Consider the following 16106-nt stretch of genomic DNA (forward strand, 5'->3'; position numbering starts at 1 on the left):
TATGCAAATTGCTTTATTTAACTTGTCATCTTTTATACATAATCGAATACGTTCTTTGCTGCTCCGAAACACTGCGCTTTAGCGAGCGGTATGCACAGACTTAAGTCTAAGGCCTATTTCACTGATTAATCATGACATCTGTCAAAAAATGACTTAGCATTCTTTTATGACAAAATAATGACATTTACTATTGTATTGCTCACAAAATAGCAGTACAACAGTAATTGAAAACTGACTAAAACATTCGGGTTTTAGTAAACAACAAAAAAAGGAGGGATGGAGATGTTATCTATACATTTCAACAAGCAATTCTTCATTAACGCTCTAAAGGCAAATCAAAATGCGGTGACCTTCGTCAGCACCACTTTTGCCCTAATGCTGACGTTACTGATCCACGGTCTCATTCAAGGCAATTTAAAGTCTGAATATTTTGTTTACGCCATTATTGTATCTTTAGCATTTTTTATTTGGGCCGTCATTGATCAAAAATACCGCCAACATAAAAGCTCTCACTGTTTAGAAGATTGAGGGATGGATGACTCCGTCATCCATCTCCAATCTCAGCATACAATCTGCACTTATAAAATTAAAAAATAATAATCAATTCAGAACCCTCTGCTAAACCCCGAATACCCCTTCTATATATCTGCCAGCGCTTATAACCAAAAACGCTGTATCACCCCTGCCAGCAGCACAGCCGACGCGCCCAACTCACTTACAATCAAAAGAAACATTGCCATTGTCATCAGACCATTCGGCAGCGTATGGCGTTTACCTAAACGATGCGGCGTTTTGAACTGATTAGTTGTATCTTGCAGCAGGCCATGAAGCACATAGCTCAGAATAGAAAATGTAAAAAAGACTAAATTTAACCAAACACAAATCAGATTCAGCCATTCTGGCCAAGCTGAAAAATAGGCCAGTACAGCCAAAATAAGCGATGCTGGTGCATATAGCAGGCTGCTGCGGTGCGCAATATCTACATAATAATGCGCTCTAGCCTGCTCAGAATGGCGTATTTGCCAATACTTCCACACGCCAGTCAGCATCCCGACCCATAAAAAAATACCGCTAAATACAATTGCACTTTTCACTGATGCATCAGTTATCACGTATTCCATGTGAATATTTCCACCTTTTTCTATTATCAACTGACTTTGAAGTCATATTTTTATCAAGTTTCTTTTTAGAACTCGCGTACATTATAAGCTAAATACTCACGTTAAAATGACTATCTAAACATGGCACAATTTGAAGCATTATCTATTACTTGTAAAGACGACTATACCTTAGCCGCCCGTTTTTACACAGCCGATCAAAATATTCGGCATAGTATTCCTGTATTAATTTGCCCCGCTACCGGCATTACTAAACAGTTTTATCACAGTTTTGCCAGCTGGCTTTCTAAGCAAGGCTTCAATGTTTTGGTTTTTGACTTCCGAGGTATTGGCGAATCCCTGCATGGCGCATTAAAGAAAAGCCGTGCCAGCATTGTACAATGGGGCCAGCTGGATATTCCTGCGGCAGTTGATACTTTGCTGCAAAAGACCCATGCAGAACAAATTTACTTACTTGGGCATAGCGCAGGCGGCCAGCTTTTGGGCATTATGCCAAACCATGCCAAAATTGCTAAAACCATTGCAGTTTCAGGCTCTACAGGTCATGTAAAACATCTTTCTGGCCGCACTAAAATTCTAGCCCCGCTGATGTTTAAAGGTATTTTCCCTATTGCGCGCTATACGCTTGGCTACGGTCCAACGAGAAAACCTGCCTAAAGACGTAGCACGTGAATGGGCGCAGTTTTGCAGTAAACCAGGCTATGTTATTAATGCGATTGGCAAAACAGTTAAAGAAGATTTTCATGCTGCCGTGCAATCGCCAATCACTGTACTGTGGTCTTCAGATGATGAAATTGCGACTGAAGCAAATGTCAAAGACCTGCTGCGCCTTTATCCAAATGCAAAAACTGAAATGATTGAGCTCAAGCCCGCACAATATGGACACAAAGGCATTGGCCATATGCTGATGTTTAAAACCTCACATCAAAATCTTTGGCCTGTCATTGCAGCTGAGCTGTCTATTTAATTCAGTCCTGTTTTATTAAAAGCCACTGTCTGCATACAAGTTTATGCCGCTAAGTTCGTAATCCTGCTTAGCGGTTTTTTTATTCAACTCAATATCACTTAAAATATATGCAGATGTTCAGCATCAAAATACTGAAATGATAAAGTGCAGGCAGCGCCTTTAAGTCACCCTAAAATAAAAGCGCTGCCTGCTCGACTCTAGCCCCTGACCCCAAGGGCTAAAAAGTATACAAAGAGCATAACCAAGTTCGAACCAAGTTGTTTCCTGTATTTATATGAAACTTCAACCCCAAACACTTTAATTTTCTGTAAAATATCAGTTTTTAAGCAAATCCTTTTGTATAGCTGCATTATGAGTGAAAATAAATACACCTTAGACAAAATTGACCGTAAAATTTTATCTGAATTACAGTTAGACGGCCGCCTGACGGTGACTGAGCTGGCTGATAAAGTCGGCCTTTCCTCTTCACCTTGCTGGACACGGTTAAAAAGGCTGGAAAATTTAAAAATTATTGAAGGCTATACAGCGAACATCAACCCAAAAGCCATCGGCATTCGCGAACTATTTTTTATTGAAATTACTTTAGAACGGCATGATGATGAAATATTAGATGAATTCAGCCACACTTTAGCGAATATGCCCGAAGTCGTTGAAGCCCATTTAGTTACCGGTGATTACGATTATTTAGTGAAAGTTGCAGTAAAAGATGCTGAACATTATGAGCGCTTCTTGCGTAAAAATTTATATGCGATGAAAGGTATCCGTCATACCCGTTCTATTTTTGCATTAAGGCCTTTAAAACTTGCCAATAATGCTGACCTCATGATGATTGAATAATTTAGACCTATCTAAATTAATATTTAACAATCATATTTTATTATTTTTCGTATTTATACCGTGTTCACCCTTACAGAAGTTAACGGATTGTTCATTGTGTCTACATAGTGAATTCATCAAAAATAAACAAATAATAAAGGGTGAACATATGAAAAAATTTCTAAAATACTTACTGATATTGGTGCTGATCGCTGTAATGATCGGTCTTATTTTTCTCTTCCGTCCTATCGCGTCTAAAAAAGTATCAACTTCGGCTGATGAAGCCGTTATGGATGCCGTACTGATTGGCGGCGGCGTGATGAGCGCCACGCTAGGCACATACCTCAATGAACTTCAGCCCGACTGGAAGATACAGATGTATGAACGGCTGGACAATGTTGCAGAAGAAAGCTCAAAAGGCCTAAATAATGCCGGTACTGGGCATTCAGGCTTTATGGAAATGAACTATACATCCGAAAAAAACGGCAAGATGGACATCAGCAAAGCGGTCAACACAGCCTCACAATTTGAAGTTTCCAAACAGTTCTGGTCTTATCAGGTACAGCAAGGCGTTTTAGACAATCCAAAAACTTTTATCAACCCTGTACCGCATATTGCCTTTGTTTGGGGCGATAACGTGTCATTCCTGCAAAAACGCTATGATGCCATGATTAAAAATCCAATGTTTTACGGCATGAAATATACTGAAGACCGCAGCACCATTAAATCATGGGCACCTTTGGTCATGAATGGCCGTGATGCTGCACAAAAAGTTGCAGCAACTTATATGGATGTCGGTTCTGATGTCGATTATGGCTCGATTACCCGACAGCTCATTGGTCATTTAAGCAAACAGCCAAACTTTAAGCTCAGCACTTCAACTGAAGTCACAGGCATTAGCCGCAATGATGACAATACATGGTCTGTGTCATTTAAAAATCTAAAAGATGGTTCTGAAAGCCATATCAAAACCCGTTTTGTATTTATTGGCGCAGGCGGCGCTGCGGTGAAACTTTTACAGCTGACAGGCCTGCCAGAAGCGAAACAATATGCAGGATTTCCTATTGGCGGCACATTCCTGATGACAGACAACCCTGCTATTACATCACAGCATACGGCTAAGGTTTATGGCCGTGCAAAACTTGGCGCGCCGCCAATGTCTGTTCCTCATATTGATACACGCTATATTAACGGCAAAAAATATGTATTATTTGGCCCATTTGCGACTTACTCAAACAAGTTCCTCAAATATGGCTCTCAAGCAGATCTTTTAGGCTCTGTAAATAAAAGCAACGTGTTGCCAATGTCTAAAGTTGGCATAGAAAATCTGGACTTGGTGAAATACTTAGTCAGCCAAGTAACCATGTCAAATGAACAGCAAATGGATGAACTGCGCAAATACTACCCAGATGCAAAAGCTGAAGACTGGAAACTGAACCAAGGCGGCCAGCGGGTACAAATCATTAAAAAGCTACCAGGCAAACCTGCCAGCTTAGAATTCGGTACAGAAATTTTTGCATCCAAAGATGGTTCTGTGACAGCGTTGCTGGGCGCTTCACCGGGAGCTTCAACTTCGCCATATATTATGCTGAACCTGCTTGAAAAAGCATTCCCTGCACAAGTTCAAGGCCCTTTGAATGCAAAACTGCATGAAATTGTACGCTCTTATAATCAGGACCTAAGCGCAAACCCTGTATTGCTGAATCAGATCCGTGAGTACACCAGCTCCACATTGGGCTTAAACTATGCGCCGCGTGTTGCGCCTGCAGCAAATGACAGCACAGCAGCGCAAACAAAACTGGCGAAAGCCAATTAATGTTCAACAACATGCTGAGAGCGTTAAAATGTGTCGTAAATGAAACAGCATTATGTTTTAATACGCTCAGTATGAGATGAGCCTTATATGAGTGCCGCATTAGCGGTACGACTAGCCCCGCATAACTTAGTTATACGGGGCTTTTTATTGATTAAAATAAATATGCGAAAGCGCTGCTTTCATTCACTAAAAATTTAGTCAATAAAACCGTCTTTTCTCAATTTTTTATCTGTGATGTATTCACGGATTGCTAAAGTCACCAACACAATAACGGATAACAGAATACCCGCTGTCACCGTCAGCTTCCAATACACATCTGCGCTCACAACTGGCAGCCACAGCTGCATAATGCTTAATAGCGCCCATGCGACAGTTATCAGCAATGCACTGATCACACCATATTTCATTGGCTGCGTTCCAAAACAACGACATAAGCTTCACGTTTCCAAAACAGCAGCATACGGCGTATATCCTTTTCCATGGTAATAACCGACCAGCCCTGTGCAGCATGCTGATTTAAGAAATTGGTAAATTTAATTGGATCTACTTTAGACGAACCAAGCAGCAGAGAACCCAGCATGCCCTCTTGGTAAATAACAACTTTATATTCTTTCATAAGCCTATTTTCTAATTTGATTATTATAGATGAACAATGCTGTTCACTGCAGATTATATCGGGCCGCTTTTTAGCATACAACTACAACGCCCAGATTCAGATACCGCTTATAAAGGGTCATTTGTCTCAACTTTGGCATTTGCATACAGTTGCAGCATATTTTTCATATATTAATGCCATAACAAAGCGTCCAAATGTTAGAAAGCCCTTGCTATATCTTTCAATACGGCCAATTAGCCAAATATTGCAATAATGCTTTGAATTACGACAGCATTTACAATATCAATAAAAAATGCGCCGCAGAGCGGGATGATTAAAAAAGCTTTATGCGATGGACCATATGTATTTGTCACAGCCTGAATATTCGCAATCGCAGTAGGCGTAGCACCCATGCCAAAACCGCAATGACCTGCTGCCAGTACAGCTGCATCGTAGTTTTTTCCCATGATTTTAAATGTAACAAATGCCGTGAATAGAATCAGCACCAATGTCTGCACCAATAAAATCGTCACCATTGGCCCTGCTAAATCGGCCAGCAGCCACAGCTTCAGCGAAAGCAGCGCCATCGAAAGATAAAGCGACAGCGACGCATTGCCAAAGACATCAATTGCACGGTCAAAAATACTCACTTTAAACACATGTTCAAGCATATTTCGGACAATTACCCCCATACCCAGCGCCCAAACAAAAGTCGGCAGTTCAAACCATTTATCTTGACTGAAATCCGTCATAAAATTCGCCACGAATATACATAACGAAAACATGCCTAATGTCGTCACGGCATCATTTGCAGTAATCAGGCGGGTATGTTTTGGATATTCAAACGGTGCAGATTGAAGACTTGCCTCCCGCTGCGTATCAGCAGCATCTTGTGTCATTTTATCTGCCAAGTGATGCCGCTTAATTAGAAACTTAGCAACCGGACCGCCCGCAATACCGCCAATAATCAAACCAAATGTCGCACTCGCCATACCCAATACAATTGCGCCCTGGATGCCATGCTGTGTTTCCAGCACCTGCCCCCATGCGCCAGCTGTGCCATGACCGCCTGTCAATGTAATTGAACCGACAATTAAACCGATTAATGGATCTAAACCAAGTGCTGCCGCCAAACTCATGCCTACAGCATTCTGCACCAGCACAAAGCCAATGACGCAAAACAAGAAAATAAATAATGCCTTGCCTCCTTCTTTAAGTTTAACAAAATCAGCCCCCAACCCTACAGATGTAAAAAACATCAGCATAAGAATGTTTTGTATTTTTGCGTCAAAGGCCGCACTTATATTGAAAAATTTAAATAAGATATACGCCGTAATTGCCGCCACAAGACCGCCAATAACAGGCTCCGGTAAATTGTAGTTTTTAAAAAATTGGACTTTACCCACTAAAAAACGCCCAACAAAAAGAAAGAATACCGCGATAACTAATGTGCCGAAGGCATCTATTTCAAAATTCATGAAGCTTCCTTACATGCTTTATTTTTATACAGTTTTAAACATATAGCACAAAGACTGCAGTAGAAAAATGTTATGCAAGTTGTTGTTTTTGGTAATTACAGCGTTTAAAGAAATGTATAAATTGAAACTTGCGAAAAAAATAATACACGCTTTTCCAATTAAGGTATTTCATTGCCTGATTAAGCGCTGCTGATGATCTTAAATTATGCCTGCACCACAGACCAGAACTTAATTGAATTGAATGACATTCACAAAATGTCCATTGGCAATTGCTGAATATTTATTTAATATTTAAATGAATATTACTTTATAGTCGCAGCAGCCCGCCAAATCATGTCTGATGTCCAGCTCAATCTAAGCGAATACCTCTCTGCTGTTAAAGAAGTGATTCAAATAACTTTTGATGATGCTGTGTGGGTCAAAGCAGAAATTCGTAATTTAAATATCAAAGGCGGACATTACTATTTGGAGCTGGCAGAAAAATCTCCTGACTGCGATAAAGTCATTGCCAGCTGCAAAGCAACAATTTGGAAATTTACGGCGGCAAAAATAGTAGGCGCATTTGAAAAAGAAAGCGGCATAGTATTGAGCCGTGATCTCAATGTACTGATTAAAATCAGAGCGCGCTTTGACCCGCAGTATGGTTTTTCAGTAAATATTGAAGAAATTGACTCTAGTTTTACCCTCGGCGACTTAGCCAAACGCTACCAGCAGATTGTGCTGAAACTGACAGAAGAAGGTTTAATCGAGCGCAATATCCGCTTAGCCCCTCCTTTTGATATTCAGCGCGTCATGGTGATTGCGCCAGAAAATGCTGCTGGCTTAGGCGACTTCCGCAAAGATGCAGATGCGCTCTCCAATGCCAAGGTATGTGAATTTATTTACCATTATGCAACCTTTCAAGGCAATACTGCAGCGCAAAGCATCCGAGATGCTTTGGCTTTAGGCCTAAGACAATGGGCAGCCAATTATGATACAGCTCCAGATTTAATTGTCATTATTCGCGGCGGCGGTGCTGTTAATGATCTGGCTTATTTAAATGACTATGATCTGGCAGCCTTGCTGTGCAAACGCACAGTCCCTATTTGGGTCGGTATTGGCCATGAAAAAGACCGTACAATTTTAGATGAAATTGCACACCGCTCCTTTGATACGCCAAGTAAAGTTATTGCAGGTATCCGCAATCATATTGCAGAACGGGTACAGGAAACTGGCGAATATTTGCAGAGTATTCAGCTGCTGTCTCAGCAGCAAATCAGCATATATCAAAATCAGAATGATCAATTGATGATGCTGATTCAGACATTGGCTCAAAATCAGCTGCAGGACGCCGCCAAGCAGCTTACTCAGCTGATTGAACTGACTGAAAATCATGCTGGACAGCAATTAAAATTTGCAAAACACCAAATTGAAGCATTAATGCGGGAAGCTTTGCTGCAAAACCCGCGCACCGTTCTGTCCAAAGGTTTTGCCATTGTGCGCCAGCAAAGCAGCAGCATTCACAGCGTTAAACAGCTGCAGAACTCACAGCCTATTCAAATTGAACTTCAAGACGGCATTTTAAATGCTGAACTCACCCATATTCACCCGCATACAGGGCATCATCATGAGCAATGAATCCATCAGCTTTAAACAAGGCTATGACATTTTAAAGAAAAATGCCGAACTGCTTGAGTCTCAGCAAGAACCAGATATTGATAATTTAATGAAGATTGTTGAAGAATCAATGCAAGCTTATAAGGCTTGTAAGTCTCGGGTAGATGCTGTGCAAAAAGCGTTAAATGAGACCTTTAAAGATTAGCTCTATCTGCTAATAACAAAGAAAAATGCATAATAAAAAACGCAGCCTTGAGGCTGCGTTTTTTATTATGCATATTTTTACAAAACCTAGAAGCGCCAATTATAAAACAAGTCAATTGCACGTTCTAAAGATTGGCTAGCCTCTAAATAAAGACGCTGATTCATTTGATAGCGCAGTGTTAACTTATTCACAGGTGTAAATACACCAACACCATAACGGATAAATAGATCAGGGGTAATATAGCCTGTCACGGAAACCTGCGTATCATCACCTGTACCTTGCGCATCCAATGCTAAACCGCTTAATCCAAAGGTACGGCCTATTTGGTTTGTCAGTGCGCGTGTACCGCCCAAGCCTAGACTGATACCTGCAGCAGCAATCGTATTATTCACATCCGACTTGAACGTTTCTGTTTGGCTTAAACCCGATGCACCTTCATCAATTCGGCCAGTAATTAAAGCATTCATCGCTTCTTGCTCAGATAGGCCAGCATCGTTATAGACCTGAATATTCGGGCTGGATGCAGTGCCCGTAACACGTACGCCAACTGTGCTGCCCTGAATAATCTTATTGGTATCTATATCTAGCGTCGGATTTTCAACTGGGCCATTAAAACGCGCAATCGCACGGTTTAGGTCCAAGCTCTGACCATAAGCTTCAATTTTTACACGTTTCGAAACACCAATTGCACCATTCGCCCGCATCGCCGTTTCTAAACCGCGCTGGGTCAAATTCAGCTTGCCAATCAGTGGAATACGGCTGTCAAAACCTTGGAAAATTACCTGACTGCCCAAAGCAACCGCAATGTCAGCTCGGATATCCCATGCCCGTGCAGAGTTTAAAATTGCCAGCTGATCATCGCCTTCACGTACAATACGCACATCAGCAGAAGTCGGAACAACGTAAGCAGTAGACTCTGGCATAGAAATCAACGCACGCGGCACATCTACTGTGCCTTTTAAACTCAGGCGCTTACGTAGCGGTAAAACATCCAGCTGCAAGTCTGGTGTAACAAGTGCGGTAATTAGCGGCGCTTGGCGTATCAGCAAGTTTTCGCCTTTCAAGCTCAGCTGAATACGCGGATCCTCTTTCCAATCTATACTGCCTGTCAGCTTAGCAGCACCTCGGCCGCTGTTAAACGCACCATTAATACTTGCATTATCTTGGCGTACTGCAGAATACAGCTGAATATTAGTTAAATTGACTGGCAATGAAATCATGCTGATTGAGCCGTCTTTTACCCGCACTTCACCCTGCATTAAGGGTTTGCTTAGCGTTCCGCTTATTTTCCCTGCATAAGACAATGTCCCGCCCAAGCTGCGCACATCCTGAATAAACGGTTTGAAAATTTTCAGCTGAACCTGATTAAAAGCAATTTCACCCTGCATAGGTTTTGAATCTTTATAAGGATCAATCACCACATTTGCATAACCCGTGCCAATATCAGGCGCTTTCACATCTAAGCGCAGCTGCAAGCCTTGTGCAATACTTTTCAAATTCAGGCTGACTTCATCATATTTCAGTGTAGAGCCTAAATATTGCGGATCATCCGCAGATAATCCCATCACCCCGTCACGGGTCAGCAAACGCGCATCTATTTTCGGCTTTGCATCTTTTGCCCATGAAGCTTTAGCATAACCATTCACTTTACCCGTTAAAGCAAGCCCTTCGGGCATAAATGCGGCAAAGTCATTTAAGTCTAAATTTCGGGTAATAAACGATACATTGCCGCGGTTCGGATTCACTCGGATTGGCTGATCAAAACACAGCTCGCTTTGCTGACTCATCCAGCAATGTGCGCCTATGAATAGATCCGAACGCGCTGCGCTATAAATAACGGATGCGCTTTGGCGCTGCGCCAAGTGAGTTCGCAATGAGTCAAAATCACCTTTTTGAATTTGTCCCAGCCAATCATTTTGCGCATTAAAGCCGCCTGCAAGCTGTACACCAAACTTTGACAGCTTATTTTCTGCATCAAGTCTCAGCACATGCGCATTGCGTGTTCCTGTGAGCGCCAGCTGCGCCTGTGAAATTTCACGTGTGCCGCTGCGTAAACCTTCTAATTTAGCAGTCATACGAGAAGGCACATCTTGTGCAGTCGGCAGCTGACCTTGCACACGCATTTTCTTAATATTTAATATATTGGTATAGCCAAAATGATCAACAACCAAATTTGCCGATGCCTGCAGACGCGGCTGTACCTGCATATTTAAATAGCCATATGCACGCCCGCGCAAACCAGGATAAACCTCATATAACGCTGGAGCATTCACGTTCAAACGCAAGTTCTGCGCATTGCCTGTGGCTTGAATCTGATTATTTGCATAGGCCAGAAATAGGTTATTCGCCTCAAACTGCTGCGGCATAAAGCCTTTCTGGTTTGAGTTCAGCACCAGCGCTAAATTGCCTTTTCCGCGTACAGGTTTATCATTAATCACACCTGCAAGATTTAAACTGTCAATTTGGATACGTTTTAAGGCATCAGACCATAAACCTCTTGTTTTGACTACACCCGACAGCTCACCACGCACATTTGAAGCAAAATAATGCGGTTTAAAGCGCGCTAAAGAGGCGTTCACATCCCAGCCGATGCCATTTTTTAAATGCACCATTCCATTCGCGAAGATCTTTCCTGCGACACCATCGTGTTTTAATTCTGCAATTTTAATCAGTTCAGGCGTCCCCGAAACCTTTAAGTTTAAGACGCCGTCACTGCCGGCAATCTGGCTGGCTTTTAAATGACCATCATAATTCACAGCAAAACTTTTAAATGCTCCGCCTTGCTTGACATCATGAAATAGTAATGCAGCCGTACTTTTTCCTGTTAAATGCACTGTTTCATTTTGATCAGCCATACGGCCAGTCAAATTTACCGAATTTAATTGAATGATCTGCTGATTTGGCTTGGCATAGCCATTGGCCTTAATTTGACCATTCAACTGATCAATAGGCGCTGCCTGTACAATGCTTTGCGGATTAAAGTTTTTCGCATTCACCAACGCAGTCCACTTCAGCATACGTTTGTCATCCGGCAGCTGCAGCACAGCACTGCCGTCCAAACCGCCTTGCGGTGTACGGTATGCAAAATTAGGAATATTTAAGTTGTTATTTTTTAAATTCAACTGGGCTTGGTAAGCGCCTGCCGGCAGCATGCCCTTGTCATGTGCAGTTACTGCTGTTGCAACCGTAATATTTTGCTGACCTTCATGCAAAGCCAGTGTTACATCACCTGATTCGCTATTCAGCCAGCCTACATACGGTACAGCGCGGTCTATATTTTTCCATGCAACATCCATCATCATGGGCTGTTCTTTATTATTTTTTGCAAGCGCCTGATCCAGTTTGACATTCCATGTTTCGAAACGGTCAAAATCCACCATTGCCGTAAGGTGCAGGCCATTTTGCAAACTGCCTTTTGACGCAATTTTTGCATCCAATAAAGGCGGTAAAAAGTCCTGCACAACTTGCGGAATAATTTGGTCTTTCGGGTTCAGCTTATCTAATCGGCCTTGAATGTCCCATGTGACATGATCTTTCCAGCTGACGACACCTGCTGCATTCACAGCACCGCCCATCAGCTGTGCATTTAAATTGTCAATATTCAGCTGATTGACCAAATCTGTATACATGATTGCACTGTACTGGCCTTTCGGAATATTTTCACCTTTCATGTCTGTCACAACATTAAGGTTCAAACGTTCAATATCCCCATCGAATGCGCCCACACCTTTTTCAATAAACAGCTTCTGATCTGCCAGCAGCGGCAAATGATAGTTATTGAATTTTAATGCGCCTTTCATTGGCACATGCGGACGCATGGGATGCACGACTGCCCAGCCTGTCAGCAAATCGGGCGTATTTGCCGCTACACCAGCCTGAATGGTTTCCAGCGTACCCCGTGCAGCCACATTAATATCATGAATGTTGAGGCTGTCACGCAGCGAAGGTAAGTTTACAACTGCATCTGCATACAGCGGATATTGACCTTCAAATTTCATATTGCCTGTGGCATTACGCACTGCTAAATAGCCCATATCGACACGTGAATCTTCAAATTTCAGCTCAGTGCCAGACCAAAGCGCGTTATTTAACTGAATATCATTGAAGTCTATACCTGCTGTATGCGTTTTAATCAGCAGATGATCAACATCCGCTTTGTCTACGCGCAAAACGAACGGCAGTTTAATTTCACTATAAACAAAAGGTTTATCACTCGGCGGTGTTTTCGTAATAATCTGCAAATTTCGTACATCTGCACGATTAAGATGAATTTCTTTATCTAAAATTGCACGCCAGCCTAAAGTCACATCGGCGCGGTCAATTTTGACATCTACCGGCTTCAGGCTGACCAGCACATTGCGCAGAATAATACCGCGCAGTAAATTGCCGCCTTCGTATTCATAACTGATAATTTTTTGGCGCTCAAGAACACGGTCCAGCAAAAATTTACTGCCCTTATCCGTAGAGAACATCACAGCCAGCGCCAGCGCTAAAAACAGGACGATCACCGCCACCGTCATCAAGACGTTTCTTAAAATACTGCGCTTTTTCTGAGGCGTTTCTGGTACGCCTGCCGTTTTTTGCTGCTGCTCTTGATCAGCCATAAATTTCTCAAATTACCTAATTTTATAATTGTGAACCAATAAAGAAATGCAGTCGGATTGGCGTATTTTCATCAGACAAGCCTGCTGCCACATCAATTCGAATAGGACCAATCGGAGAAGCCCAACGTATGCCTAACCCAGCGCCATATTCAGTTTCAGTATTAAAATCTTTGTCATAAGCATTACCGAAGTCAGTAAATACTGCCGCGCGCCAGCCTTCTTTAAACTGATAATTATATTCTAAAGAACCTACAGCTAAAGCCTGACCGCCAATTTTATAGCCATCTTCCTCTGCCGCTAAACTTTTATAGTCAAAACCGCGAATCGTTTGGTCACCGCCCGTAAAGTAACGCAAGTTATAAGGCACTTTGTCAAAATCTTCGGTAAAGATATAACCTAAATCTGAACGCCCTACAAATTGGTGATTGTCATTTTCACCCAGAGAGTAAATAAAACGCCATCCTGCATTCACAATTGCCATATCGGCATCACTCAGCAAACTTTCTGAGCCAAATTCAATTTTATAAGTCTGTTTAAAACCTTTGCTTGGATTGACACGTTTGTCTGAGTCAGTACGGGAAATTTCATAGCCCAGCAGCAAAGACTCTTGCTCGCTGTTGGCATTTACCAAAAAGGCATCTGGAATTTCGTCAATATTGGCGCTGTTTAAACCGCTGTCTGTAATACGGTCCAAACGGTAGCGCACACCATATGTATGCTGCCAGCTGCCGCGCGGATTTTTAATAATACGGTCAGCACCAGCAACAGCCGACTCGATCATAAGATTTACATCTGCACCGACATTGTCCCGTTCTTCACGCTCATAACCGCCTACCAAACTGATGTAGTCATTCAGCGGATGCTTATATGGTATGTTATAGCGCGCGTCTAGAGACTGGCGTATATTGGACAGCTCCAAGTTGGCATCAAAAGAATGACCGCGTTCATTCACAATAGCGCGGCGGTATTGTCCACGCAGGCGCGGACCTGTATCTGTACCAAAACCGGCACCAATTTCCGCACTGTTCAGCTTATCTGCATTTAAAGTCACAATAACTGGGACAACTTTTGTGTCCCGCGCTTGCGCTTTTAATTTTTCCTGTTCAACTTGTTTATCATCCTGCGCCGCTTGCAAAGTACGCATGCGTTCATTTTGACCGGCAGCCGTGACGCCAGCGAACTGGTCTTCATTAACTACATGCTGGGAAACTTCTTGATCTGCAGATGCCGCTTGCTGGCCTTTTGGCTCCAAACTCTCTGCCGCAACTTTATTTTGATCAACCAGTTTCTGTATGTCTGGCGGAAGCTCAAGCTGCTTTTCAATAGGGTCTGGACGGACTGCATCCACCAAAGTGTAATTAAAATAGCGCGAGTTGGTTAAATTATTGGCTAAGCCATTCACACGCCAAAATGCATAGTCAGCCCCGTCTTTCCATGGCACTAAACTCTGCAAAATTTCTTTGTTCAGCGGGAATGCCTTTTCTGGGTCGCTCATACGGAATTCGACATTGCCCAGCTTATAGCGTTCACCAGTTTCAAAACGCAAATTCACTTCCGCAGTATCCTGCGGCTGCGCAACTTTGACATCATGTAAACGCCAGTACGAATCAAAATAACCATTATTTGACGCCGCGTCATTAATACGGAGTTTGGTATTTTCGTATTTGCCATGATGAAAAATATCCCCAACATCCTGATCAGGCAAAACGCCAATGACCTGAAACTGGGCCTGATTTTCGCCAGCGCCGCTAAATTCAACATGATGTTCTTGAAGAATAACTGGTGAATTCGGCTGTACTAAAACCTTAACTTTACTTTCACTCAGTTTCTCAAATTTAAATTCAGCATTATAAAAACCTACTGCCTGAGCTGCCTGACTGGACAAACTGCGCAGCTGCGGCAATGCTGATGAAAAATCACTGAAGGACTCTTGCGTAAAACTGGATAGCTTGCCTTTAATATTTTCTTTTAGATCCAGCAGCGCCTGATCATAATTTTTTTGCGATGCTCTGCCATCATTTTGTGCATTTTCAATTACAACTTCAGCACTGATACGCGCTACTTTAGCTGTATTTATTTGGCGCGGCGGGCGCACTTTATACAATAAACGCTTGAAAATATTATGCTTAGCAACCTCTTCACTTTGATCCCGCGACTCATCAACAGGTGCATTCAGCGTTTTACCGTCTTCATTTTGCGCAACAGCAATTTCACTGTCTGCACGGATACTTTGCATCAAATCATCTATATTGACTGGCGCTTTGTTAATTTCCTGCAAATCCTCTACGGAAATATCAGGCACCGTCATTTCAGTTTTTTGCGATGCACGGTAATCTTGCGCTTCTTGTTTTGCCTGTTCTGCAGCCTGCATAATTTCATTCGCCATTTGCTGATCTACAGGCTCTATCGGCAGCTGCTCTAAATCATCAAACGCTATCGGTTTAAATGCATCAATTTCAGTTTGCGCATTTTGCTGTTCTTGCAGCATTTGCATACTGTCTAGAGAGGTTTCGGCAGTCATTGAATGATCAATCTTTGCAATTTCTTCAGCCGAATCCATACCTTGTTTTACAGCTTCACTCTTGAGTTCTGCGATCATCTCTGTTTGAGTAGCATGCGCAACTGGCGTTTCTGTCGGTATTTCGGCCATAGCCTGCTGTGCCATAAGCATTAAAAACATGCTTAAGCATAGACGTTTATTGTTATTATGCCTTAGCGTCATTTGACTCATACTTAGATGAAGCATTGTCTTTTTAAAATTAATTTTTGCAGGCATAGCAAACTCTAGACCAATTTGTTTTTTGTAATGGACGTTTAACTCTAAATTTAAGCTCAAGAACTTAAATCTATTGAGTTTTCGCCATTTCCTAGGCTAAAAGTATCTTACATGATTTTTTTAGCCAATTTACCA

The 16106-nt window shown here is 42.2% G+C and carries 11 protein-coding genes and 1 pseudogene; 6 read left to right on the forward strand and 6 right to left on the reverse strand.

Annotated elements, in window-relative coordinates:
* Positions 1-282: 282 nt before the first annotated feature.
* Positions 283-528 carry a hypothetical protein gene (locus tag D7V32_RS01680; RefSeq protein ID WP_120401195.1) on the forward strand — a complete coding sequence of 82 codons (246 nt, stop codon included), beginning with the start codon at positions 283-285 and terminating at the stop codon, positions 526-528.
* A gap of 128 nt (positions 529-656) precedes the next feature.
* On the opposite strand, the gene D7V32_RS01685 is transcribed toward D7V32_RS01680, so the two are convergent.
* Positions 657-1121, reverse strand: a complete 465-nt coding sequence (locus D7V32_RS01685) for a hypothetical protein (RefSeq protein WP_120401196.1) — start codon at positions 1119-1121, stop codon at positions 657-659.
* A 120-nt stretch (positions 1122-1241) separates the two neighbouring features.
* Here D7V32_RS01685 and D7V32_RS01690 point away from each other — a divergent pair.
* From D7V32_RS01690 to mqo, 3 genes and pseudogenes are all read left to right on the forward strand, one after another.
* Positions 1242-2085 (forward strand): annotated as a pseudogene (locus D7V32_RS01690) (alpha/beta hydrolase family protein).
* A 351-nt stretch (positions 2086-2436) separates the two neighbouring features.
* Positions 2437-2922 (forward strand): Lrp/AsnC family transcriptional regulator, encoded by a 486-nt coding sequence (locus tag D7V32_RS01695; protein ID WP_120401197.1) that lies wholly within the window; start codon positions 2437-2439, stop codon positions 2920-2922.
* A 148-nt stretch (positions 2923-3070) separates the two neighbouring features.
* Positions 3071-4717 carry a malate dehydrogenase (quinone) gene (gene mqo / locus D7V32_RS01700; RefSeq protein WP_120401198.1) on the forward strand — a complete coding sequence of 549 codons (1647 nt, stop codon included), beginning with the start codon at positions 3071-3073 and terminating at the stop codon, positions 4715-4717.
* Between the two features lie 194 nt (positions 4718-4911).
* Here mqo and D7V32_RS01705 read toward each other — a convergent pair whose 3' ends face one another.
* The 3 genes from D7V32_RS01705 to gltS form a co-directional block, all read right to left on the reverse strand.
* Entirely contained in the window at positions 4912-5124 is a 213-nt protein-coding gene (locus tag D7V32_RS01705; protein ID WP_120401199.1) for a hypothetical protein, read from the reverse strand.
* A complete protein-coding gene (locus D7V32_RS01710) occupies positions 5121-5333 on the reverse strand; it encodes a DUF4177 domain-containing protein (protein WP_120401200.1) in 213 nt (70 codons plus the stop codon). The genes D7V32_RS01705 and D7V32_RS01710 overlap by 4 nt, the downstream gene beginning before the upstream one ends.
* 233 nt (positions 5334-5566) lie before the next feature.
* Entirely contained in the window at positions 5567-6790 is a 1224-nt protein-coding gene (gene gltS / locus D7V32_RS01715) for a sodium/glutamate symporter (RefSeq protein WP_120401201.1), read from the reverse strand.
* Between the two features lie 333 nt (positions 6791-7123).
* Between gltS and xseA the strand changes: the two genes are divergently transcribed.
* Both xseA and xseB read left to right on the forward strand, forming a co-directional pair.
* Positions 7124-8407: an exodeoxyribonuclease VII large subunit gene (gene xseA / locus D7V32_RS01720; RefSeq protein WP_120401202.1), complete on the forward strand. Its 1284-nt coding sequence runs from the start codon at positions 7124-7126 to the stop codon at positions 8405-8407.
* On the forward strand, positions 8397-8591 hold the full coding sequence (gene xseB / locus D7V32_RS01725) for an exodeoxyribonuclease VII small subunit (protein WP_120401203.1): 195 nt from the start codon (positions 8397-8399) through the stop codon (positions 8589-8591). The genes xseA and xseB overlap by 11 nt, the downstream gene beginning before the upstream one ends.
* A gap of 86 nt (positions 8592-8677) precedes the next feature.
* Here the strand turns inward: xseB and D7V32_RS01730 are convergent, their stop codons facing one another.
* Positions 8678-13195 (reverse strand): translocation/assembly module TamB domain-containing protein, encoded by a 4518-nt coding sequence (locus D7V32_RS01730; protein WP_120401204.1) that lies wholly within the window; start codon positions 13193-13195, stop codon positions 8678-8680.
* 22 nt (positions 13196-13217) lie between these two features.
* Positions 13218-15971 (reverse strand): autotransporter assembly complex protein TamA, encoded by a 2754-nt coding sequence (locus D7V32_RS01735; RefSeq protein ID WP_120401205.1) that lies wholly within the window; start codon positions 15969-15971, stop codon positions 13218-13220.
* Between the last annotated feature and the right edge of the window lie 135 nt (positions 15972-16106).

Origin of the sequence: Acinetobacter tianfuensis (genome assembly GCF_003611465.1) — a bacterium.
GTDB lineage: Bacteria > Pseudomonadota > Gammaproteobacteria > Pseudomonadales > Moraxellaceae > Acinetobacter > Acinetobacter tianfuensis.